16 protein-coding genes and 3 pseudogenes are annotated in these 20,043 nt (G+C 71.6%); 12 read left to right on the forward strand and 7 right to left on the reverse strand.

What is annotated here, in order from left to right; translation table 11 throughout:
• Positions 1 to 18: 18 nt before the first annotated feature.
• Positions 19 to 674, forward strand: a pseudogene (locus tag ACOBQU_RS27225) (pirin family protein).
• A gap of 208 nt (positions 675 to 882) precedes the next feature.
• Here ACOBQU_RS27225 and ACOBQU_RS27230 read toward each other — a convergent pair.
• Both ACOBQU_RS27230 and ACOBQU_RS27235 read right to left on the reverse strand, forming a co-directional pair.
• Positions 883 to 1,697, reverse strand: a pseudogene (locus ACOBQU_RS27230) (serine hydrolase domain-containing protein).
• Between the two features lie 19 nt (positions 1,698 to 1,716).
• Entirely contained in the window at positions 1,717 to 2,199 is a 483-nt protein-coding gene (locus ACOBQU_RS27235) for a GNAT family N-acetyltransferase (RefSeq protein WP_423630432.1), read from the reverse strand.
• A 101-nt stretch (positions 2,200 to 2,300) separates the two neighbouring features.
• On the opposite strand from ACOBQU_RS27235, the gene ACOBQU_RS27240 reads away from it, so the two are divergent.
• Together ACOBQU_RS27240 and ACOBQU_RS27245 are read left to right on the forward strand one after the other, a co-directional pair.
• Complete coding sequence (locus ACOBQU_RS27240) at positions 2,301 to 2,774, forward strand: MerR family transcriptional regulator (RefSeq protein ID WP_423630434.1); 474 nt, start codon at positions 2,301 to 2,303, stop codon at positions 2,772 to 2,774.
• Between the two features lie 6 nt (positions 2,775 to 2,780).
• Positions 2,781 to 3,863 (forward strand): aldo/keto reductase, encoded by a 1,083-nt coding sequence (locus ACOBQU_RS27245; protein ID WP_423630436.1) that lies wholly within the window; start codon positions 2,781 to 2,783, stop codon positions 3,861 to 3,863.
• Between the two features lie 75 nt (positions 3,864 to 3,938).
• Here ACOBQU_RS27245 and ACOBQU_RS27250 read toward each other — a convergent pair whose 3' ends face one another.
• The 3 genes from ACOBQU_RS27250 to ACOBQU_RS27260 all read right to left on the reverse strand — a co-directional run bounded on the left by ACOBQU_RS27250 (position 3,939) and on the right by ACOBQU_RS27260 (position 6,971).
• Positions 3,939 to 4,817, reverse strand: coding sequence for a DUF4429 domain-containing protein (locus ACOBQU_RS27250; protein ID WP_423634741.1), 879 nt, complete (start codon positions 4,815 to 4,817; stop codon positions 3,939 to 3,941).
• A 66-nt stretch (positions 4,818 to 4,883) separates the two neighbouring features.
• Positions 4,884 to 6,095 carry an alpha/beta hydrolase gene (locus ACOBQU_RS27255; RefSeq protein ID WP_423630438.1) on the reverse strand — a complete coding sequence of 404 codons (1,212 nt, stop codon included), beginning with the start codon at positions 6,093 to 6,095 and terminating at the stop codon, positions 4,884 to 4,886.
• Positions 6,096 to 6,329: 234 nt separating this feature from the next.
• Complete coding sequence (locus ACOBQU_RS27260) at positions 6,330 to 6,971, reverse strand: TetR/AcrR family transcriptional regulator (protein ID WP_423630439.1); 642 nt, start codon at positions 6,969 to 6,971, stop codon at positions 6,330 to 6,332.
• 138 nt (positions 6,972 to 7,109) lie between these two features.
• On the opposite strand from ACOBQU_RS27260, the gene ACOBQU_RS27265 reads away from it, so the two are divergent.
• From ACOBQU_RS27265 to ACOBQU_RS27275, 3 genes and pseudogenes are all read left to right on the forward strand, one after another.
• Positions 7,110 to 8,729, forward strand: coding sequence for an MFS transporter (locus ACOBQU_RS27265; RefSeq protein WP_423630441.1), 1,620 nt, complete (start codon positions 7,110 to 7,112; stop codon positions 8,727 to 8,729).
• A 341-nt stretch (positions 8,730 to 9,070) separates the two neighbouring features.
• Positions 9,071 to 9,477, forward strand: a pseudogene (locus ACOBQU_RS27270) (peptidase inhibitor family I36 protein).
• A 115-nt stretch (positions 9,478 to 9,592) separates the two neighbouring features.
• Positions 9,593 to 9,919, forward strand: coding sequence for a small hydrophobic protein (locus ACOBQU_RS27275; protein ID WP_423630443.1), 327 nt, complete (start codon positions 9,593 to 9,595; stop codon positions 9,917 to 9,919).
• 960 nt (positions 9,920 to 10,879) lie between these two features.
• Here ACOBQU_RS27275 and ACOBQU_RS27280 read toward each other — a convergent pair.
• Both ACOBQU_RS27280 and aceE read right to left on the reverse strand, forming a co-directional pair.
• A complete protein-coding gene (locus ACOBQU_RS27280; protein ID WP_423634743.1) occupies positions 10,880 to 11,713 on the reverse strand; it encodes a potassium channel family protein in 834 nt (277 codons plus the stop codon).
• 213 nt (positions 11,714 to 11,926) lie between these two features.
• Positions 11,927 to 14,674, reverse strand: coding sequence for a pyruvate dehydrogenase (acetyl-transferring), homodimeric type (gene aceE, locus ACOBQU_RS27285; RefSeq protein WP_423630445.1), 2,748 nt, complete (start codon positions 14,672 to 14,674; stop codon positions 11,927 to 11,929).
• 431 nt (positions 14,675 to 15,105) lie between these two features.
• Here aceE and ACOBQU_RS27290 point away from each other — a divergent pair, with 431 nt between their 5' ends.
• From ACOBQU_RS27290 to ACOBQU_RS27315, 6 genes are all read left to right on the forward strand, one after another.
• On the forward strand, positions 15,106 to 15,537 hold the full coding sequence (locus ACOBQU_RS27290) for a DUF3052 domain-containing protein (protein WP_423630447.1): 432 nt from the start codon (positions 15,106 to 15,108) through the stop codon (positions 15,535 to 15,537).
• Positions 15,538 to 15,762: 225 nt separating this feature from the next.
• Positions 15,763 to 16,221: a peroxiredoxin gene (locus ACOBQU_RS27295; RefSeq protein ID WP_423630449.1), complete on the forward strand. Its 459-nt coding sequence runs from the start codon at positions 15,763 to 15,765 to the stop codon at positions 16,219 to 16,221.
• A 215-nt stretch (positions 16,222 to 16,436) separates the two neighbouring features.
• A complete protein-coding gene (locus ACOBQU_RS27300) occupies positions 16,437 to 17,012 on the forward strand; it encodes a TerD family protein (RefSeq protein WP_423630451.1) in 576 nt (191 codons plus the stop codon).
• Between the two features lie 150 nt (positions 17,013 to 17,162).
• Positions 17,163 to 17,738, forward strand: a complete 576-nt coding sequence (locus ACOBQU_RS27305; protein ID WP_423630453.1) for a TerD family protein — start codon at positions 17,163 to 17,165, stop codon at positions 17,736 to 17,738.
• Between the two features lie 134 nt (positions 17,739 to 17,872).
• A complete protein-coding gene (locus ACOBQU_RS27310) occupies positions 17,873 to 19,018 on the forward strand; it encodes a DUF475 domain-containing protein (protein WP_423630455.1) in 1,146 nt (381 codons plus the stop codon).
• A gap of 273 nt (positions 19,019 to 19,291) precedes the next feature.
• A complete protein-coding gene (locus ACOBQU_RS27315; RefSeq protein WP_423630456.1) occupies positions 19,292 to 20,032 on the forward strand; it encodes a TerD family protein in 741 nt (246 codons plus the stop codon).
• The last annotated feature ends 11 nt before the right edge of the window (positions 20,033 to 20,043 follow it).

Below are 20,043 nucleotides of genomic sequence, written 5' to 3' on the forward strand. Positions count from 1 at the left end.
GGGTCTAACGTGGGGGGCGTGATTGATGTGCGGCGCTCCGGCGAGCGGTACCCCGGCGGCGACCCCGGTGCGGGGATCGACTCCTACCACGCGTTCTCGTTCGGGCCGTACTACGAGCCCGACAACCTCCGCTTCGGCGCGCTGCTCGCCTGCAACGAGGAGCGCCTCGCGCCCGGCGCGGGCTTCGAGGAGCACCCGCACAGCCACACCGAGATCGTCACGTGGGTGGTCGAGGGCGAGCTGACCCACCGCGACTCCGAGGGCAACGAGTCGGTGGTCCGCCCCGGCGACGTCCAGCACCTCAGCGCGGGCGCGGGCGTCCGCCACGTGGAGCGCAACGCGGGCCCCGCCCCGCTGACCTTCCTCCAGATGTGGCTGGCCCCCCGCGAGCCGGGCGGCGACCCCCGCTACACGACGGTCCCGGGAATCGCCGACTCCACCCCGTACGCGCTCCCCGCGTCCGCCGCCCTCCTCCACGTCCGCCGCCTCGCTCCGGGCGAACGCACGGCGATCCCCCCGGCCCCGTACGTCTACCTCCACGTCGTACGGGGCGAAGTGGCCCTGGGGGAGGAGGACTTGGGCCCGGGGACTCGGCGAGGATCACCAACGAGCCCACCTTGGACGCGATCCCCTACGCGGGCCCGGCGGAACTACTGCTGTGGGAGATGACGTAACCCACGCAGCCGCCGGTAGCCCGCGCGGGCACGCGGTCTCGCCGGTAGCCCGTGCGGGCACGCGGTCTCGCCGGTAGCCCGTGTGGGCGCGCGGTCTCGCCGGTAGCCCGTGTGGGCAGCTGGTCCGCCCGGAGGGCGGAACGGGTGGGCACACGGGCGGGCCCCCGCTGCCGGGTAACCCCCCACCCGCCACAGCCCGCAGACGCGCTCAGACCTCAGCCAGCACCGCGTCCGTGAACACCGGCCACACCTCAACCGCCCACGGCCCGAACGCCCGGTCGGTCAAGGCAACGCACGCGACCCCGGCATCGGGATCCACCCACAGAAACGTCCCGGCCTGCCCGAAGTGCCCGAAGGTCCGGGGCGAGGACGAGCCCCCGGTCCAGTGCGGCGACTTCCCGTCCCGGATCTCGAACCCGAGCCCCCAGTCATTGGGGTTCTGGTGCCCGTACCCGGGAAGCACCCCCTTGAGCCCGGGGTAGACCACGGACATGGCCATGGCGACGGTCCGCGGATCGAGCAGCCGCGGCGCCTGCACCTCGGCGGCGAACCGCACCAGGTCGTCCACGGTGGACACCCCGTCCTTGGCGGGCGAGCCACCCCCGCCAGCTCGGTGGCGGACATCCCGAGCGGCACCAGCACCGCCTGCCGCAGATACTCCCCGAAGGGGATGTCCGTGGCCTTGGCGATGTGGTCGCCGAGCACCTCGAACCCGGCGTTGGAGTACAGCCGCCGGGTCCCGGGCGCGGCCACCACCTGGTGCTCGTCGAAGGCGAGCCCGCTGGTGTGCGCGAGCAGGTGCCGCACGGTCGACCCCTCGGGCCCCGCGGGCTCGTCCAGCTCGATCGCCCCCTCCTCGTACGCGACGAGCGCCGCGTACGCCGCGAGCAGCTTGGTCACTGAGGCGAGCGCGAAGCGGTGGCCGGTGGGGCCGCGCGTCCCGGCGACGGTGCCGTCCGCGCGGACGACGGCGGCGGCAGCGGTGGGGACCGGCCAGTTCTCGATCAACGCCAGGCTCTGCATGCGTACGAGCGTAAGCGCCCTACAGTTTCAGCTGCATGTAGGGGTCGGGCTTGCGCTGGAAGCCGAGCGAGGCGTAGAGCGGCTCGGCGTCCGGCGACGCGGTGAGGTCCACGGAGCGGGCGCCGCGCTCCCGGAACCAGTCGAGCAGCGCCTGGGTGCAGGCGCGCGCGTAGCCCCGGCGGCGCGCGCTGGGGTCGGTGGCGACGCTGAAGACGTAGCCCGCGACGCCGTGCGGGTTGCCCGCGCGGCCGATCCGGTACTCCAGGGTGCCCACGGCGGTGGCCGCGAGCGCGCCGGGCCGCTGCGGGTGGTCGACCACGAAGGCCGCGAAGTCCCCTTCGGGGTCGGCGAGTCGGGGGCGGAGCGTGCGGGCGGAGGCGGCCTGCCAGTCGGTGGCGGAGCGCGTGGCCGGGTCGAGGCTGAAGACGGAGTCGAGCATGACCTGGCGCAGCCGGAGCAGTTCGCCGGTGTCGTCGGGGGTGGCGCGGCGTACGAGACTCATGGGCCGCACCGTAGTCAGCGCCGGGTCGCGCCGTCGCCCCGTTTTCCCGGCGGCCCGTGGGGCCTTGCTTCGAGTGGACTCCAACGTTCTAGCGTGGGGGCATGACGGTGATGGAGACCACTCCCACGCCCACCGGTACGGGTTCCGGCCTTGACCTCTGCACCCGGCCTCCGGACCCGCACCCGCGGCCGGACGGCCAGGACCACTACACGATCAGTGAGGTCGCCGAGGTCACCGGGCTGACCGCCCACACCCTGCGCTGGTACGAGCGGATCGGCCTGATGCCGCACATCGACCGCTCCCACACCGGCCAGCGCCGCTACCGCAACCGCGACCTGGACTGGCTCAGGTTCGTCGGCAAGCTCCGCCTGACCGGCATGTCCGTCGCGGACATGGTGAGCTACGCGGAGCTGGTGCGCGCGGGCGAGGACACCTTCGCCGAGCGGCAGGCGCTCCTGGAGCGCACGCGGCGCGACGTCGCCGCCCGCATAGCGGAGCTCCAGGGCACCCTCGCCGTCCTCGACCACAAGATCGACTTCTACGCTGACGCCGCACGGGCGTCGGAGAGGCACTGATCACCCATGGCACCGGACACCCCGCCCACGGCACCGGACACCCCGCCCACGGCACCGGACACCCCGCCCACGGCACCGGACGCGAGGATCCCGACCGCGCGGCTCGGCGCCGACGGCCCCGAGGTCGGCGTACAGGGCCTCGGCTGCATGGGCATGAGCTTCGCGTACGGACCGACGGACGCCGACGAGGCGCGGGCCACCCTGGAGCGCGCCCTCGACCTCGGCGTCACGCTCTACGACACGGCCGACGCGTACGGCGAGGGCGAGAACGAGCGGTTCCTCGCGCCCTTCCTCAAGGCCCACCGCGACGAGGTCGTCATCGCGACCAAGTTCGCCCTGTCCTTCGACCCGGACGACCCGAAGAAGCGCATCGTCCGCAACGACCCGGACTACATCCGCGCCTGCGTCGACGCCAGTCTGCGCCGCCTCGGCGTGGACACGATCGACCTCTACTACATGCACCGCCGCGACCGGTCCGTGCCGATCGAGGAGACGGTCGGCGTGATGGCGGAGCTGGTCGCCGCGGGCAAGGTGCGGCGGCTCGGCCTGAGCGAGGTCAGCGGCGGCGAGCTGCGGGCCGCGCACGCCGTGCACCCCATCGCGGCGCTCCAGTCGGAGTGGTCGCTGTTCAGCCGGGACATCGAGCAGGGCGTGGTACCGGCCGCGGCGGAGCTGGGCGTGGCGCTGGTGGCGTACTCGCCGCTCGGCCGCGGCTTCCTCAGCGGGGCGTTCGTCAGCGCCGACAAGGAACTCGGCGAGGACGACTTCCGCCAGCAGCAGCCCCGCTACACGGGGGCCAACGCGGTCGCCAACGCCGCGCTCCTGGAGCCGCTGCGCACGGTCGCCGCCGCGCACGGCGCGACCACCGGTCAGATCGCCCTGGCCTGGGTCCACCAGCGGGCCGCCGTCCACGGCCTGCCCGTCCTCCCCATCCCCGGCACCCGCAGGCGCACCCGGGTGGAGGAGAACACCGCCGCCACCCGCATCACTCTGACCCCCGACGACCTGGCCCTCCTGGACCCCCTGGCCGACCGGGTGGCGGGCGACCGTTACGCGGACATGACGTTGACATCAGCGGGCCGCGACTAGCTACCTGGAGTCCGTGTGGGCGGACCCCGCAACGCCGGGCTGCGCCCCCCTGGGGGCGCCACCCTGCCCCGCACGTCACAGCTCGGCGAGCAGCTCCGCCTTCTTGGACGTGAACTCATCGTCCGTGAGCAGCCCCGCCTGGTGCAGCTCGCCCAGGTGCCGAATCCGCTCGGCGATGTCGGCCGGGTCCCGCCGCACGGCGGGCGCGGCGGCCACCGCCACCCCCGAGGCCGCGGGCCCCGAGGCCCGCACCGCCGCCAGTACGGCCGCGGCGAACGGCAGTGACTCGTGTACGGGTCCGTACCCAAGGCCGAAGACGACGGCCGCCGGATCCTGGTCGGCCTGCGCGGGCTGCGCCACCGCCGTCTCGCGCCGCAGCAGCCGCAGATGCCCCTCGAAGACCTCCGGCGAGCGCCACTCGACCCCGCTCAGGTCGGTGACCAGGAAGCTCTGGTCACCGGCCTTCCACTTGGCCGACGACGCGCCCGTCCAGAACCAGCGGAACGCCACCGACTTGCCGTCGAAGGACGCCTTCCCGTCGTACGCCTTGAACTGGAGCGGCGCCTCGGGCGCGGCCACCAGATAGCGGTCGGCGGGCTCCTCGGCGTCCGCGGGCAGCACGGCGCGCAGCTCGTCCGCGTAGTACTCGGCGAGCGTCTCGCGCTCGCCGGACAGGACCAGACGGTAGGGATCGGAGCCGTCCTTGAGCTGACCCGCCGCGGCCTCCATCAGCGGGTCGGCGCCCGGTCTCGGCACCAGTTGCAGAACCGTTGTCCCCCGTTTGCCCGGTGACTGAGTGACCCCCGCGATCGCCTCATGGGGGATGCGGCGCTCGCCGAGAGCCTGGAACAGCTTCGGCGTGCGGATCCCCCGTTCGAAGCGGATGAGCACGGAGTCGGACTCGAACTCCCAGGCGGCGTGAAATCCGGCCAGTACATCACCCATGCGGCTCATCGTATGCGGCACGCGCGTCTCCGTCTCTCCTGCGGCGGGCCGCTGTTTCGTCGATTTCTACGCGCGTCAGGCCGCTGTCGTGGTGGGTGCGCCGTCCCGGCAGGCGGCCTTCCCGTCAGCGCAGCGCACCGACTGGTAGGCGCCGACGCCGATGTCGGCGAAGTTGCTGAGGCTCTCCGTGCCCGGCTCGAAGTAGCCGGTGTGTCCGCGTGCCCCGGCGGTGGACACCACGCGGGCGCCGAAGCCCGCCGAGACCGGGTCGGCGCCGTGGCCGATCCCGCCCACTTCCATGTAGGGCACATCCTGGATCCAGTCGTCGCTGTCCCGCGCGGCCCAGACCCGCGCGCGGGTGCCGAGCCCGGACACGTCGTCGGCGCGCATCCCGGGGCTGCCCGCGACCGCGATGTCCGTGACCCGGGGCGGCAGGCGGTGGGCGGCGACCCCGCACACCACCGAGCCGTAGCTGTGGCAGTACAGCGCCACGCCCGTCTGCCCGGGCAGGGCGCGCACCAGGGCGTTCAGGCGGACCGCGCCGTCGCCCGCGCGCATGGCGGTGGCCGCGTCCACGCCGATGCCGACGGGCGAGGTGTAGTCGGCCCAGGCGATCACGGCGGTGCGGGTGCGGGGGGCCGCCGCGCGCTCGGCGCGGTAGAGGGAGCGGGCCATGCCCACGGGCGCCGCGTACTTGCGCTGCGTCCGCTCGAAGGTGAGGACGTTCGTGTCGACTCCGGGTACGACGACCGACACCCGCGAGGCCCGGTCGAGGTCGCCGAAGACCTCGGCCATGCGCCCGGACCCCATCGGGTCGAACGCGAGGACCTGCCGTTCGGGCCGCATCATCACCCCGAACCGCTTCATCCTGCGCTCGGCCTCCTGCTTCCCCACGGGGGACAGGCGGTCGTCGTGCGTGCGGCGCTGCTCGATCCTGCGGGCCTGCGCCAGGGCGATGCGGTTGGCGCGGTAACGCAGGTGCACGGGGGCGCCGTTCATGTTGCCGACCGCCAGCGGGTAGCGCGCGGCGAGCTGGTCGCGCTGCGGCGCCGTCAGCGAGGCGAAGAACCGTGCGAGCCGGTGCGCGGGGGAGTCGGGGTCGGGCAGCGGCCGCCCGTCGACGTGCCCCCGCTCCCAGGCGGCGAGCGAGGCTTCGAGCGGCGACGCGGCGCCTCTGTGCTGGCGTACCGCCGTCCAGCCGGTGGTCGCCAGCATGACGAACACCACGGTGAGCGCGAGCAGCGCGCGCCAGACGCCGAGTTGGGGGGATGAGTCGAAGGAAGTCACTGCGGGACACCCTAGGAGAAGCGCGAACCCTCCCGCGCACGGGGTGAGGCAGATCACGTTTCCAACAGGGTAATTGTGGCAAACGAGACACTTTTCGTGTCCTCCCGTCACCCTGTGTGGGGGAGTTGCGTACGTGGCGCACGGGGGGCGCGCGACAACTGTGCCCGCGCAACCGTCACTCTACGGAGAGGTAGGGGCGCGCCCCGTGGGGGCGGTGGCGCGTGCCGCGGGACCTCAGGCGCGGTGCCAGTCCTCCGCGAGCGCCGGGCCCAGGTGGTTGAGGTACGCCTCCGTGGTCGCGCGCATCGAGGCGACGCTGATGTCCTCGCCCGTGGCCCACAGCCGCCCCGCCGCGCGCATCACCCCGCCGAACGCGGCGATCGCCACGCGCGGGCGCGGGTCGTCGGGGTCCAGGCCCTCCCGGGCGGCGAGGATGTCCACGATCCGCTCCTCGATCTCGATGGAGCGGCGCAGATGGGCGGCGAGCAGCGAGGGCGTCGACTCGATCATCTGGTAGGCCCGCATGTGGAGTTCGACCGGGACGACCTCCGCGATGGCCTCGCCCATCGCGTCCCAGGAGTCGAGCACGGCGCCGCGCAGCGCGGCGAACGGCGCCTCGTGGGCGGGCCGTTCGCCCAGCTCCTGGAGGAAGCGCCGCTCCACCATCTCCGGGACGGCGAAGGCGGCCTCCTGCTTGCCCGCGAAGTGCCGGAAGAACGTGCGCTGGGAGACGTCGACGGCCTCGACGATCTCGTCGACGGTCGTCTCCTCGTACCCCTTGGTGGTGAACAGTTCGAGCGCGGCGCGCAGCAGCGCGTCGCGGGTGCGCTGCTTCTTGCGCTCGCGCAAGCCGGGCCTGGTCACGACCGTCCTCATTCCTGCCGGGGCCCGCTCTTCCTGGGTGGTGGGGTCCGCTCACCCTACCCGCGCGCCCGCGCGGGCCGGGAGCGCATGTCAGCCGCTGACTTCTGAACTCCTTTGTCAAGTGTCAGCGACTGACACTAGTCTCGCGGCATGACGACTCAGACCCCGGTCGGCGCGGCGGACAAGGCGCCGGAGCCGACCTCGACCGCGGCCCCGCAGAAGGGGCTGCGCGGCCACCCGTGGCTGACGCTGTTCTCCGTGGCGATCGGCGTGATGATGGTGGCCCTCGACGGCACGATCGTCGCGGTCGCCAACCCGGCCATCACCAAGGACCTGGACGCCTCGCTCGCGGACGTCCAGTGGATCACCAACGGCTATCTCCTGGCCCTCGCCGTCGCCCTGATCACCGCGGGCAAGCTCGGCGACCGCTTCGGCCACCGTCAGACCTTCCTCATCGGCGTCGTCGGCTTCGCCGCCGCGTCCGGCGCCATCGGCCTGTCCGGCACCGTCTCGCTGGTCATCGCCTTCCGCGTGCTCCAGGGCCTGTTCGGGGCGCTCCTGATGCCCGCCGCGCTCGGCCTGCTGCGGGCCACGTTCCCCGCCGAGAAGCTCAACATGGCCATCGGCATCTGGGGCATGGTCATCGGCGCCTCCACCGCGGGCGGCCCGATACTCGGCGGCGTGCTCGTGGAGCACGTCAACTGGCAGTCGGTGTTCTTCATCAACGTGCCCGTCGGCGCCGTCGCGCTCGTCCTCGGCCTGCTGATCCTGAAGGACCACCGCGCCGAGAACGCGCCGCGGTCCTTCGACGTCCCCGGCATCGCGCTGCTCTCGGCCGCGATGTTCGCCCTGATCTGGGCGCTCATCAAGGCGGGCGACCCCTGGGGCTGGGGCAGCGGCAAGACGTGGGCGTTCCTCGGCGGGGCCGTCGTCTGCTTCGCCCTGTTCGCCTTCTGGGAGACGCGCGTCAAGGAGCCGCTGATCCCGCTCGGCCTGTTCCGGTCCGTGCCGCTGTCCGCGGGCACCGCCCTGATGGTCCTGATGGCGTTCGCCTTCATGGGCGGCCTGTTCTTCGTGACGTTCTACCTCCAGAACGTGCACGGCATGAGCCCGGTCGACAGCGGTCTGCACCTGCTGCCGCTGACCGCCATGATGATCGTCGCCTCGCCGGTCGCGGGCGCCCTGATCACCCGCTTCGGGCCGCGCATTCCGCTGGTGGGCGGCATGGTCAGCACCGCCGTCGCGATGTTCGGCATGACCACCCTGGACCGGGACACCGGCACCCTGCCGATGTCGGTCTGGCTCGCCCTGCTCGGCCTCGGCCTGGCCCCGGTCATGGTCGGCGCCACCGAGGTCATCGTGGGCAACGCCCCCCTGGAGCTGTCCGGCGTCGCGGGCGGCCTCCAGCAGGCGGGCATGCAGGTCGGCGGCAGCCTCGGTACGGCGGTCCTGGGCGCCGTCATGTCCAACACGGTCGACGGCGACCTCGCGGGCAACTGGCGGGACGCGGGCCTGCCCGGCCAGCCGCCGCCCGGCCTCGACAAGGCCACTGCGACCGGCATGGTCCCCGAGGAGATGGCCAAGGCCCCCGGCATGACCGGGTCCACCCTCGACCGCATCACCGGCGTCGTCCACGACACCTTCGTCTCCGGCATGGGCGTGGCCTTCGTCGTCGCGGGCGTCGTCGGCGCCCTCGCCGCGGTGATCGCCACGCTCACCAAGCGGGGGGCGAACGCGGACGCGGCCGGGGTGGGCGGCGGGCACATCTAGGCGGGCGCGGGCGCGGGCTCGGGCCCGCGCCCGGGGCGTCCGGCCGGGCCCGGGGGCGTCCGCCCGCGCCCGGGGCGTCCGGCCGGACGGCGGGGACGCCCGGCGGGCGCCGCCTCCCCAGGAGGCCCGGTTGGTGCCCCCTAAGGGGAAGGCCCCGATGGCGGTCGGGTGGGCTTCCGGGCGGACCCCTCGGGGTCCCGGAGCGAGATCTCCGGGTTCTCTCTGGGGGTTTTCGCCTATTCGGATGAGCGACTCCGCAACCCCTTCCGACCCACCGGTCCCACGGCCGAGAGTGGCGACAAGTGATCGAAGTGACCGATACGACACGGGGGTTGATGCACATGCGTACGACCATGCCCGCGGCCATCGCCACGGCACTCACCACGGCCGCGCTGGCCGCGACGCTCCTCACGCCTGCGCACGCGGGGGCCACGGCACCGCCCGCGCACGCCGGAGCCGCCGCGCCTCGGCGCCTGCGGGCCCGGCGAGCTGTGCCTGTGGGAGAAGGCGGGCTTCAAGGGCACGCGGCGGGTGTTCGAGCTGGCCGGGATCGACATCGAGAGCTGCATCGCGCTGCCGGAGGGGGGGCAGCGCGGTCGCCCTCGCCAACCGGACCGGTCGGCCCGTCACCGCCTACCAGTCGGCGGAGTGCGCCGAGACGGGCGAGTTCAACACCTATCCGGGCAGCGGCACGTGGGCCCCGGAGTCGCCGTACCGCGTGCGGGCGTTCAAGGTCTGGGAGAGATAGCCCGAACGGGAGCGCGGGGAGCCCGGGAGCCGGGGAGTGGCGACTCGGGAGATAGCGGGGGACAAAGGGGGGACCCGTCGACCTGAGCCCGATCCGGCTGACTCAGGGAGGGACCATGGCGGGCTTCGGACACACCACACGCAAGCGCCTGCGGGGCCGCTCGCGGACGCCCACGACCCGGCGGCGGTCGGCCGTCGCGGTCGGCGGCGACCGCGCGGCGCTCGGCATCGTCGGCCTGGTCTTCGCGATCGTCGGGCTCTTCGCGCTCGGCATCGTCCTCGGCCCACTGGCCATGCTCTGCGGCTGGTACGCGATGGGCCGCCGGTGGGCCGGTGCGCACTCGGCACCCGCGCTGGTCGCCGTGGTGCTGGGCGCGGTCGACACGGCCCTGGCCCTGATCTGGCTCGCCGGAGCGTCGGCGACCAGCGGCGGCCTCCTCTGACGGACGACGCGCCCCAGGGGCCCCCGACGCCAGCGGCCCGGAGCCTGCCCGAGGGCCTCACCCGACGCGCCTCGACCCACCTTGGTGGGCGGGGCCCGTCGGGTGGGTCTGGGCTTGGGCCCGGTCTGCTGGGGCTGGGCGTGGCCGGGTGGGCCTGGGGGGGCAGGCCTTGTGGCTCTGGGGCCGGGGCCGGTGGGCGGGGGCCTGGTTCCGTAGATCCAGGCCTGGCCCGGTGGCTCTGACCTTGGCGGGGTTGAGCCTGGTCCCGTGGCTCTGGAGCTGGTTCGGGTGGACTCGGTCCGGTGGGCCGGGGCCTGGGGCGTGACCCCGAGCCTGGCCTGGTGCCCTGGGCCCGGTCCGTGGGGCTTGAGCCCGGTCCGCTGGGTCTGGGCGTGGGCCCGGTCTGGTGGGTCTGGGCTTGGCCCGGTGGTCCTGGGGGCAGGCCTCGTGGCTCTGGGTCCGGGGCCGGTGGGCGGGGGCCTGGTTCCGTAGATCCGGGCCTGGCGCGGTGGCCCTGATCTTGGTGGGTCTGGGCCTGGTCCTGTGGCTTTGGAGCTGGTTCGGGGGCCTGGTCTGGTGGGCCGGGGCCTGGGGCGTGACCCCGAGCCTGGCCTGGTGCCCTGGACCCGATCCGTGGGGCTTGAGCCCGGTCCGCTGGGTCTGGGTGTGGGCCCGGTCTGGTGGGTCTGGGCTTGGCCCGGTGGTCCTGGGGGCAGGCCTTGTGGCTCTGGGGCCGGGGCCGGTGGGCGGAGGCCTGGTTTGGCGAATCCGAGCCCGGCCCTGTGGACCTGATCTTGGCGGGGAGCCTGGTCCCGTGGCTCTGGAGCTGGTTCGGAGGAGCCGGTCCGATGGGCCGGGGCCTGGGCGTGGCCCGAGCCTGGCCTGGTGCCCTGAGCCGGACCCGCTGAGCCTGAGCCCGATCCGCTGGCCCTGGGCGGTAGCCCGACGGGCGGCGCCCCGTCAGCAGGGGCGCGTGGCGCTCTCGTCCGTGCCGGGCACCTGGCGCGGTACGGGACCCGCGGCCGCCGCCCCGCCCGGCAGGGTGCTCCCCGGCAGGGCGCCCCCTGGTACGGCGCCGCCAGGCCCGGCGGCGCCCGGCTTCGCGGCCCCGCCCCCGGCCCCGGCCCCGGTCAGCGCGCTGATCTGCGTGCGCAGCGCCATCACCTCCGCCGTCAGCGCCTCGATCGCCGCGGTCTGCCGCCGCTCCTCCACGTCGTCCTTCTCGAACCGCGCGATGAACCAGGCCGCGATGTTCGCGGTCACCACACCGAGCAGCGCGATGCCCGACAGCATCAGGCCGACCGCGAGCACCCGGCCGAGCCCGGTCGTCGGCGCGTGATCCCCGTAGCCCACCGTCGTCATCGTGGTGAAGGACCACCACACGGCGTCGCCGAGCGTCTTGATGTTGCCGTCCGGTGACTCACGCTCCACCGACAGCACCGCGAGCGAGCCGAACATCAGCAGCCCCACCACCGACCCCACGACATACGTCGTCAGCCGTATCTGGGAGGCCATCCGTGCCCGCCGCCCCACCAGCAGCAGCGTCGACACCAGCCGCAGCAGCCGCAGCGGCTGGATCATCGGCAGGACCACGGCGCACAGGTCGAGCCAGTGCGTCCGCACGAACCGCGCCCGCGCGTCGGCGAGCACGAGGCGCACCAGGTAGTCGACAGCGAACGAACCCCAGACGAACCACTCCACCGCCGTGCAGGCGCTCGTCAGGGACGCGTTCGCCTCGGGCCTGACTATCGGCACCGCGTAGGCGACGGCGAACGCCACCGCGAGCCCCAGCAGCGGACGCTGAGTGCGGCGTTCCCAGCGGACCTGGGCCGACGGGCCCCGCTCCGCCGCCGACGTCGGCCGTTCCCCTGTTCCCTCATGACCGCATCGTAGGAAAAGCCGACGGGCGGCGGACCGCGAGGCCCGCCACCCGTCGCACAGATGAGGTGTTGTGTGATGCTCAGGAGTCGCGCGGCAGCCGCGCGCCACCCGGAGGCGGCGGCCGCGTCAGGCGTCGCCCCCGGCGGCGCCCGGGTCGGCCGCCGTGACGTCCAGGAGCTGGTAGCGGTCGATGGCCTGCTTCAGGACCGAGCGGTCCACCTTGCCCTCGCGGGCCAGCTCGGTGAGGACCGCCACCACGATCGACTGCGCGTCGATGTGGAAGTAGCGGCGCGCCGCGCCCCGCGTGTCCGCGAAGCCGAAGCCGTCCGCGCCGAGCGACTGGTAGGTGCCCGGCACCCACCGGGAGATCTGGTCCGGCACGCTCCGCATCCAGTCCGAGACCGCCACGAACGGCCCCTGGGCGCCGGACAGCTTCCGCGTCACGTACGGAACGCGCTGCTCCTCCTCGGGGTGCAGCAGATTGTGCCGCTCCACCTCGACGGCCTCGCGGCGCAGCTCGTTCCAGGACGTCGCCGACCACACGTCGGCCTTCACGTTCCACTCCGCGGCGAGGATCCGCTGCGCTTCGAGCGCCCACGGCACGGCGACGCCGGACGCCAGGATCTGCGCCGGGATCGCGCCCTGCTCACCGGAGTTGAGGAGGTGGATGCCCTTGACGATGCCCTCGACGTCGACGCCCTCGGGCTCGGCCGGGTGCTGGATGGGCTCGTTGTAGACCGTGAGGTAGTAGAAGACGTCCTCGCCCGGCTTGCCGTCGGCCGTCTCGCCGTACATCCGGCGCAACCCGTCCTTGACGATGTGCGCGATCTCGAAGCCGAACGCGGGGTCGTAGGCGACGCAGCCCGGGTTGGTCGAGGCCAGCAGCTGCGAGTGGCCGTCGGCGTGCTGGAGGCCCTCACCGGTCAGGGTGGTGCGCCCGGCGGTCGCGCCGAGCACGAAGCCGCGCGCCAACTGGTCGGCCATCTGCCAGAACTGGTCGCCGGTCCGCTGGAAGCCGAACATCGAGTAGAAGACGTACACGGGGATCAGCGGCTCGCCGTGCGTGGCGTACGCGGAGCCCGCGGCGATCAGCGACGCCGTGCAGCCCGCCTCCGAGATGCCGTCGTGCAGCATCTGCCCCGTCGGCGACTCCTTGTATGCGAGCAGCAGCTCCCGGTCCACGGCCTCGTACTGCTGGCCCAGCGGGTTGTAGATCTTCGCGCTCGGGAAGAAGGAGTCCATGCCGAAGGTGCGGTACTCGTCCGGCGCGATCAGCACGAACCGCTTGCCGATCTCCTTGTCCCGCATCAGGTCCTTCAGGAGCCGGACGAACGCCATGGTGGTGGCGATCGACTGCTGACCGGAGCCCTTCTTGACCGCGGCGTACGCCTTGTCGTCCGGCAGCGCCAGCGGCTTGGCGCGCACCACCCGCGTCGGGACGTACCCGCCGAGGCCCTGGCGGCGGTCGTGCATGTACTGGATCTCCTCGGAGTCCCGCCCCGGGTGGTAGTACGGGGGCGGTCCGTCCTCCAGCTGCTTGTCGGAGATCGGCAGGTGCAGCCGGTCGCGGAAGCGCTTCAGGTCGTCGACCGTCAGCTTCTTCATCTGGTGCGTGGCGTTGCGGCCCTCGAAGTTCGGGCCGAGGGTCCAGCCCTTGATCGTCTTGGCCAGGATCACCGTCGGCTGGCCCTTGTGCGCCTTGGCCGCGGAGAACGCCGCGAAGATCTTCCGGTGGTCGTGACCGCCGCGGCCCAGGTGCAGGATCTGGTCGTCGGTCATGTTCTCGACCATGGCGCGCAGCCGCTGGTCGTCGCCGAAGAAGTGCTCGCGGATGTACGCGCCGGTCTCGGTGGCGTACGTCTGGAACTGGCCGTCCGGCGTCGTGTTCATCCGGTTGACCAGGACGCCGTCCCGGTCCTGCGCGAGCAGCGGGTCCCAACTGCGGTCCCACACCAGCTTGATGACGTTCCACCCGGCGCCCCGGAAGACCGACTCCAGCTCCTGGATGATCTTGCCGTTGCCGCGCACCGGACCGTCGAGCCGCTGGAGGTTGCAGTTCACGACGAACGTCAGATTGTCCAGGCCCTCGCGGGCGGCGAGCGACAGCTGGCCGAGGGACTCCGGCTCGTCCATCTCCCCGTCGCCGAGGAACGCCCACACGTGCGAGGCGGAGGTGTCGGCGATCCCGCGCGCCTCCATGTAGCGGTTCATCCGCGCCTGGAAGATCGCGCCGAGCGGGCCGAGGCCCATGGACACCGTCGGGAACTCCCAGAAGTCCGGCATGAGCCGCGGGTGCGGATACGAGGACAGGCCGTAGGGAGCCTTGGACTTCTCCTGCCGGAACGCGTCGAGCTGCTGCTCGGAGAGCCGGTCGAGGAGGAAGGCGCGGGCGTAGATGCCGGGGGAGGCGTGCCCCTGGAAGAAGATCTGGTCGCCGCCGTCGCCCTGGTCCTTGCCGCGGAAGAAGTGGTTGAAGCCCACGTCGTACAGGGAGGCGGAGGAGGCGAAGGTGGCGATGTGCCCGCCGACGCCGATGCCGGGGCGCTGGGCGCGGGAGACCATCACCGCCGCGTTCCACCGGGTCGCGTTCAGGATCTTGCGCTCGATCTCCTCGTTGCCGGGGAAGAACGGCTCGTCCTTGGTGGCGATCGTGTTGACGTAGTCCGTGCTGCGCATCTCCGGCACGGCGACGCGCTTCTCCCGCGCGCGCTCGATCAGCCGGAGCATCAGATAGCGGGCCCGCTCGCGGCCGCGCTCGTCGACGGCCGCGTCGAGGGAGTCAAGCCATTCCTGGGTCTCCTCCGGATCGAAGTCCGGGACCTGGCTGGGAAGGCCGCCAATGATGATCGGATTGCGATCGGATCCGGAAGCCACGCTGTTCCTTCGCTGTGTCGTCGCGTGCAGCACGCGATCGGATTCGTGCTCTGCCGTGTTCTGCTCTGAAACCCTGCGAACGTCTGCGAACTTCTGTGAACTCTGCCGCGGCGCGTACGCCGCTCACCATCGTGTACCCAGGCCGGGGATACGTCATCTCTACCCAGAGGTAACCGTGACGTCGCCCGTCAGCGCTGGGGTAGGCTCGGTCAAATCGCAACGATACGCCCATCCTGCCAAGCTGATCCCGTGGCCGTCCGGCCCGGCGGGTGTGGCGGGAGTTGCGGTGACACGGCCGGGAACGTCACCGTTTCGGCGGTCTCGACGGCCGGGTACTTGCGCGATCCGTCCCGCCCGTGTGGACTACGGCCAATGCCCCGCGCACGCGCGTGGCTGAAGGCATTCCCAAGAACAAGATCAGGAGGCAAGCCGTGAGCGCGACCGCGGACCACGCGGAGACGAACCTGGCCATAAGGCTGGGTTTCCAGCCCGACATGGTGGTCCAGGAGATCGGCTACGACGATGACGTCGACCAGGAGCTCCGCGAAGCCATCGAGGAGGCTACGGGCACGGAGCTCGTCGACGAGGAGTACGACGACGTGGCCGATGCCGTGGTGCTCTGGTTCCGCGAGGACGACGGGGACCTGACTGATGCGCTGGTGGATGCCATCGCGTACATGGAGGAGGGTGGCTCGATCCTGCTCCTGACACCGAAGACCGGCCGCGACGGGTACGTCGAGCCGAGCGACATCGGTGAGGCGGCCACCACCGCGGGCCTCTCCCAGACGAAGAGCATCAACGCGGGCAAGGACTGGAACGGGAGCCGGCTGATCACGCCCAAGGGCGCCGCCAAGAAGCGGTAGCCGGCCGCAGGCCCACTGCCAGGCCCCCGGCGCGCCCGCCGGGGGCCTCACGCTTGCCCTGGGGCCCCTGCCGCGCCCCATCGGCGCGATGAGGCGGGGTGCCAGGGGCGGCAGCCCCTGGTTTCGGGAAGGGGCGGGGTGGGGGAGGCCCCCGGCGGGGAGCCGGGCGCGGCGCCCGTACCCTGGGGGCACCCCAACGGGCTACGTGAAGGGAAGTGGGTCCTCGTGGCGATCGAGGTCGGCGTCAAGGCTCCGGAGTTCGAGCTCAAGGACAATCACGGTCAAACCGTACGGCTCACGGACTTCCGGGGGCAGAAGAACGTCGTACTGCTCTTCTACCCGTTCGCCTTCACCGGCGTCTGCACGGGCGAGCTGTGCGCCCTCCGCGACGAACTGCCGAAGTTCGTGAACGACGACACCCAGCTGCTCGCGGTGTCCAACGACTCCATGCACACGCTGCGCGTCTTCGGCGAGCAGGAGGGCCTGGAGTACCCGCTGCTCTCCGACTTCTGGCCGCACGGCGAGGTCTCGCGGGCGTACGGCGTCTTCGACGAGGACAAGGGCTGCGCGGTGCGCGGCACCTTCATCATCGACAAGGAGGGCGTGGTGCGCTGGACCGTGGTCAACGGCCTGCCCGACGCCCGGGACCTCAACGAGTACGTCAAGGCCCTGGAGAGCCTGTAACCGCCAGGTCGGCGCGATCGCGGCGCACCCCGCGTCAGTGACGCGTCAAGGGATCACCCAAGGGGACTCCCTGAGGCCCCTCGGGGACGACACCCTGGGATTCTTCAGGTGCGAAGCCTGTGGTGGCCGGGAACCGGTCACTAGGATCCACACGTTGATCCGATGGCAAGCACGAACTGGGGCTCCCCGCCCCTGGACACTATTTGGGAGGACTCGTGGGAGTCAGCCTCAGCAAGGGCGGCAACGTATCGCTGAGCAAGGAGGCGCCCGGCCTGACCGCGGTCACCATCGGCCTCGGCTGGGACGTCCGTACCACGACGGGTACGGACTTCGACCTGGACGCCAGCGCCATCCTGACGAACGCGGAGGGCAAGGTCACCAGCGACCAGAACTTCGTGTTCTTCAACAACCTGAAGAGCCCGGACGGCTCCGTCGAGCACACCGGCGACAACATCACCGGTGAGGGCGAGGGCGACGACGAGCAGATCAAGGTCAACCTCGCGGCGGTCCCGGCCGACGTCGAGAAGATCGTCTTCCCGGTCTCGATCTACGACGCCGAGACCCGCCAGCAGTCCTTCGGCCAGGTCCGCAACGCGTTCATCCGCGTGGTGAACCAGGCGGGCGAGACCGAGATCGCCCGGTACGACCTCTCCGAGGACGCGTCCACGGAGACGGCCATGGTCTTCGGCGAGCTGTACCGCCATGGCGCGGAGTGGAAGTTCCGCGCGGTCGGCCAGGGGTACGCCTCGGGCCTGCGCGGCATCGCGCAGGACTTCGGCGTCAACGTCTGAGCCGCAGTTCCGCACCGCCACAGCCGTCCGGCGCCGCACACCCGCGTGCGGCGCCGGACGCGCTAGGCACCGCACCGCACGACCGCGCGCCCGGCCGGGGAGCCGCGCCGCGCGGGAGCCACGCTCCACCACCCGGGGAGGACCACGATCATGGGCGTCACGCTCGCCAAGGGAGGCAATGTCTCCCTCTCCAAGGCCGCACCCGACCTCACCAAGGTGATGGTCGGCCTCGGCTGGGACGCGCGCTCCACCACCGGAGCCCCCTTCGACCTCGACGCCAGTGCCCTGATGTGCCAGTCGGGCCGTGTCCTCGGCGACGAGTGGTTCGTCTTCTACAACAACCTGAAGAGCCCCGACGGCTCCGTCGAACACACCGGCGACAACCTCACGGGTGAGGGTGACGGCGACGACGAGTCGCTCCTCCTTGACCTCACCAAGGTCCCGGCCCACTGCGACAAGATCGTCTTCCCGGTCTCCATCCACGAGGCGGACAACAGGGGCCAGACTTTCGGCCAGGTCAGCAACGCGTTCATCCGCGTGGTGAACCAGGCGGACGGCCAGGAGCTCGCCCGCTACGACCTCAGCGAGGACGCGTCCACGGAGACCGCGATGATCTTCGGCGAGGTCTATCGGTACGGCGGCGAATGGAAGTTCCGCGCCGTCGGGCAGGGGTACGCGTCCGGCCTGCGGGGCATCGCTCTAGACTTCGGAGTCAATGTTTCCTAAAGGGCTCTCCCCGGGTTCCCCAAACGGCTGACGCGATCGGCCGCGCGGGCCCCGGAGAAACCCCCGGAAGACGCAGCGGGCAGCAGCCGAAAGACGGCACGGGGGAGACCCGTACACACATGATGGGGTAGCCAGTGGTTCTGAAAACCTTCGGCTGGTCGTTCGCAGTGACTGCGCTCGGCCTGGTCGCAGCGGTGCTCTTCGGGGGGTGGACGGCGTTCGGAATCGTGGCGATCCTGTCCGTCCTCGAGATCTCGCTGTCCTTCGACAACGCGGTGGTCAACGCCGGGATCCTGAAGAAGATGAATGCCTTCTGGCAGAAGATCTTCCTCACCGTCGGCATCCTCATCGCCGTCTTCGGCATGCGCCTCGTCTTCCCGGTCGTGATCGTCGCGGTCAGCGCGAGCATGGGCCCGATCGAAGCGGTCAAGCTCGCGCTCAACGACAAGGACCAGTACCAGCAGCTGGTCACCGACGCGCACCCGTCCATCGCCGCGTTCGGTGGCATGTTCCTGTTGATGATCTTCCTCGACTTCGTCTTCGAGGACCGGGACATCAAGTGGCTCGGCTGGCTGGAGCGCCCGCTCGCCAGGCTCGGCAAGGTCGACATGCTGTCGGTGTGCATCGCGCTCGTCGTCCTGCTCATCTCCTCGATGACCTTCGCCAAGCACGCGCACCAGCACGGCGGCACCCACGCCGACAAGGCGGAGACCGTCCTGATCTCCGGCGTGGCGGGCCTCATCACGTATCTCATCGTGGGCGGCCTCTCCAGCTACTTCGAGAACAAGCTGGAGGAAGAGGAGGAGCGCGAGCACGAGGCCGAGGAGGAGGCCAGGGCCAAGGGCAAGCAGGTCTCCGTGATCCAGCTCTCCGGCAAGGCCGCGTTCTTCATGTTCCTCTACCTGGAGGTCCTGGACGCGTCCTTCTCCTTCGACGGCGTCATCGGTGCCTTCGCGGTCACCAACGACATCGTCCTGATGGCGCTCGGCCTCGGCATCGGCGCGATGTACGTCCGGTCGCTCACGGTCTACCTGGTCCGCCAGGGCACCCTCGACGACTACGTCTACCTGGAGCACGGCGCGCACTACGCCATCGGCGCCCTCGCCGCGGTCCTGCTCGTCACCATCCAGTACGAGATCCACGAGCTGATCACCGGCTCCATCGGCGTCATCCTGATCGCCGCCTCCTTCTGGTCGTCCGTGCGCCGCAACAAGGCGCTGGCGGCGGCCGAGGGGGGCGCGGGCTCCGACGAGAAGGCCGAGGTCTCCTCCGGGGTCTAGCCCTTCCGTCCGGCCGCACGACGGCCACGGGACCTGACTGGCGGCGTCCCTCGCAGCGCGAGGGGCGCCGCCAGTGGTGTCCGTCCGGTGTCCCGCGGTGAGCGGAACCGGATCGTCGCACCGACGTGTGACGGCGCGCCCGGTGAGGAACTCTTCTGAGCGGGGCGGTCGTTGGGGGAGTGATCTCCGGCTGCCCTATGGCACGGGCAAGCGCGGGCAAGCAGGTGCGAGCACGGGCAAGACGGCACCAGGGGTACTTTCTTTGGGGGCGGAATGGGCTTCTTCGACGGTCTGCGGCCGGGGCGCGCGATGGACTTCGCGGCGGGCAGCGCCGCGACCAACGCCATCGAGCTGACCAAGCGGCACCCGACGGTCTCCCTCACCAAGCAGGGCGCGGCCAGCGGCAACCTCCGCGTGACGCTGACCTGGCAGATGCGGACCTCGGACCTCATCGGCAAGAAGCGCGGGGGCGGCGGGCTGCTGCGCCACCCGCTGAAGCTGTTCCAGCCCGAGCCGGTCCAGGCGCACACGCAGAGCATGGTCAACGTGGACCTCGACCTGGGCTGCATGTACGAGCTGACGGACGGCTCCAAGGGCGTGGTGCAGCCCCTCGGCAACTTCTTCGGCAGCCTGAACTCCCCGCCGTACGTCAAGGGCAGCGGCGACGACCGCTTCGGCTCGGGCTCCGGCGAGACGCTGTACGTCAACCTCGACCACCGGGAGTCGATCAAGCGCCTCCTGGTGTTCGTCTACATCTACGACCAGACCCCGGCGTTCGACCGCACCCACGCCAAGGTGACGCTCTATCCGAGCAACGGCCCGCGGGTGGAGATCGACCTGGAGGAGCGCGCCCCCCAGGCCCGCTCCTGCGCCGTCCTCGTCATCGAGAACAACAAGGACGACCTGATCGTGCGCCGCGAGGTGCGCTACGTCTACGGCTTCCAGGCCGAGCTGGACCGGCTCTACGGCTGGGGCCTCCAATGGGGCCGCGGCTACAAGACCAAGACCGGCTGACGCCCCGCCGG

The sequence above is a fragment of the Streptomyces sp. G45 genome, assembly GCF_049542095.1.
In the GTDB taxonomy this organism is placed as follows: domain Bacteria; phylum Actinomycetota; class Actinomycetes; order Streptomycetales; family Streptomycetaceae; genus Streptomyces.

Coding starts and splice junctions, on each gene's coding strand:
- ACOBQU_RS27235 (WP_423630432.1), bottom strand. CDS start 2,199: ATGAGTCTCGTACGCCGCGCCACCCCCGACGACACCGGCGAACTGCTC.
- ACOBQU_RS27240 (WP_423630434.1), top strand. CDS start 2,301: ATGACGGTGATGGAGACCACTCCCACGCCCACCGGTACGGGTTCCGGC.
- ACOBQU_RS27245 (WP_423630436.1), top strand. CDS start 2,781: ATGGCACCGGACACCCCGCCCACGGCACCGGACACCCCGCCCACGGCA.
- ACOBQU_RS27250 (WP_423634741.1), bottom strand. CDS start 4,817: ATGAGCCGCATGGGTGATGTACTGGCCGGATTTCACGCCGCCTGGGAG.
- ACOBQU_RS27260 (WP_423630439.1), bottom strand. CDS start 6,971: ATGAGGACGGTCGTGACCAGGCCCGGCTTGCGCGAGCGCAAGAAGCAG.
- ACOBQU_RS27265 (WP_423630441.1), top strand. CDS start 7,110: ATGACGACTCAGACCCCGGTCGGCGCGGCGGACAAGGCGCCGGAGCCG.
- ACOBQU_RS27275 (WP_423630443.1), top strand. CDS start 9,593: ATGGCGGGCTTCGGACACACCACACGCAAGCGCCTGCGGGGCCGCTCG.
- ACOBQU_RS27305 (WP_423630453.1), top strand. CDS start 17,163: ATGGGCGTCACGCTCGCCAAGGGAGGCAATGTCTCCCTCTCCAAGGCC.
- ACOBQU_RS27315 (WP_423630456.1), top strand. CDS start 19,292: ATGGGCTTCTTCGACGGTCTGCGGCCGGGGCGCGCGATGGACTTCGCG.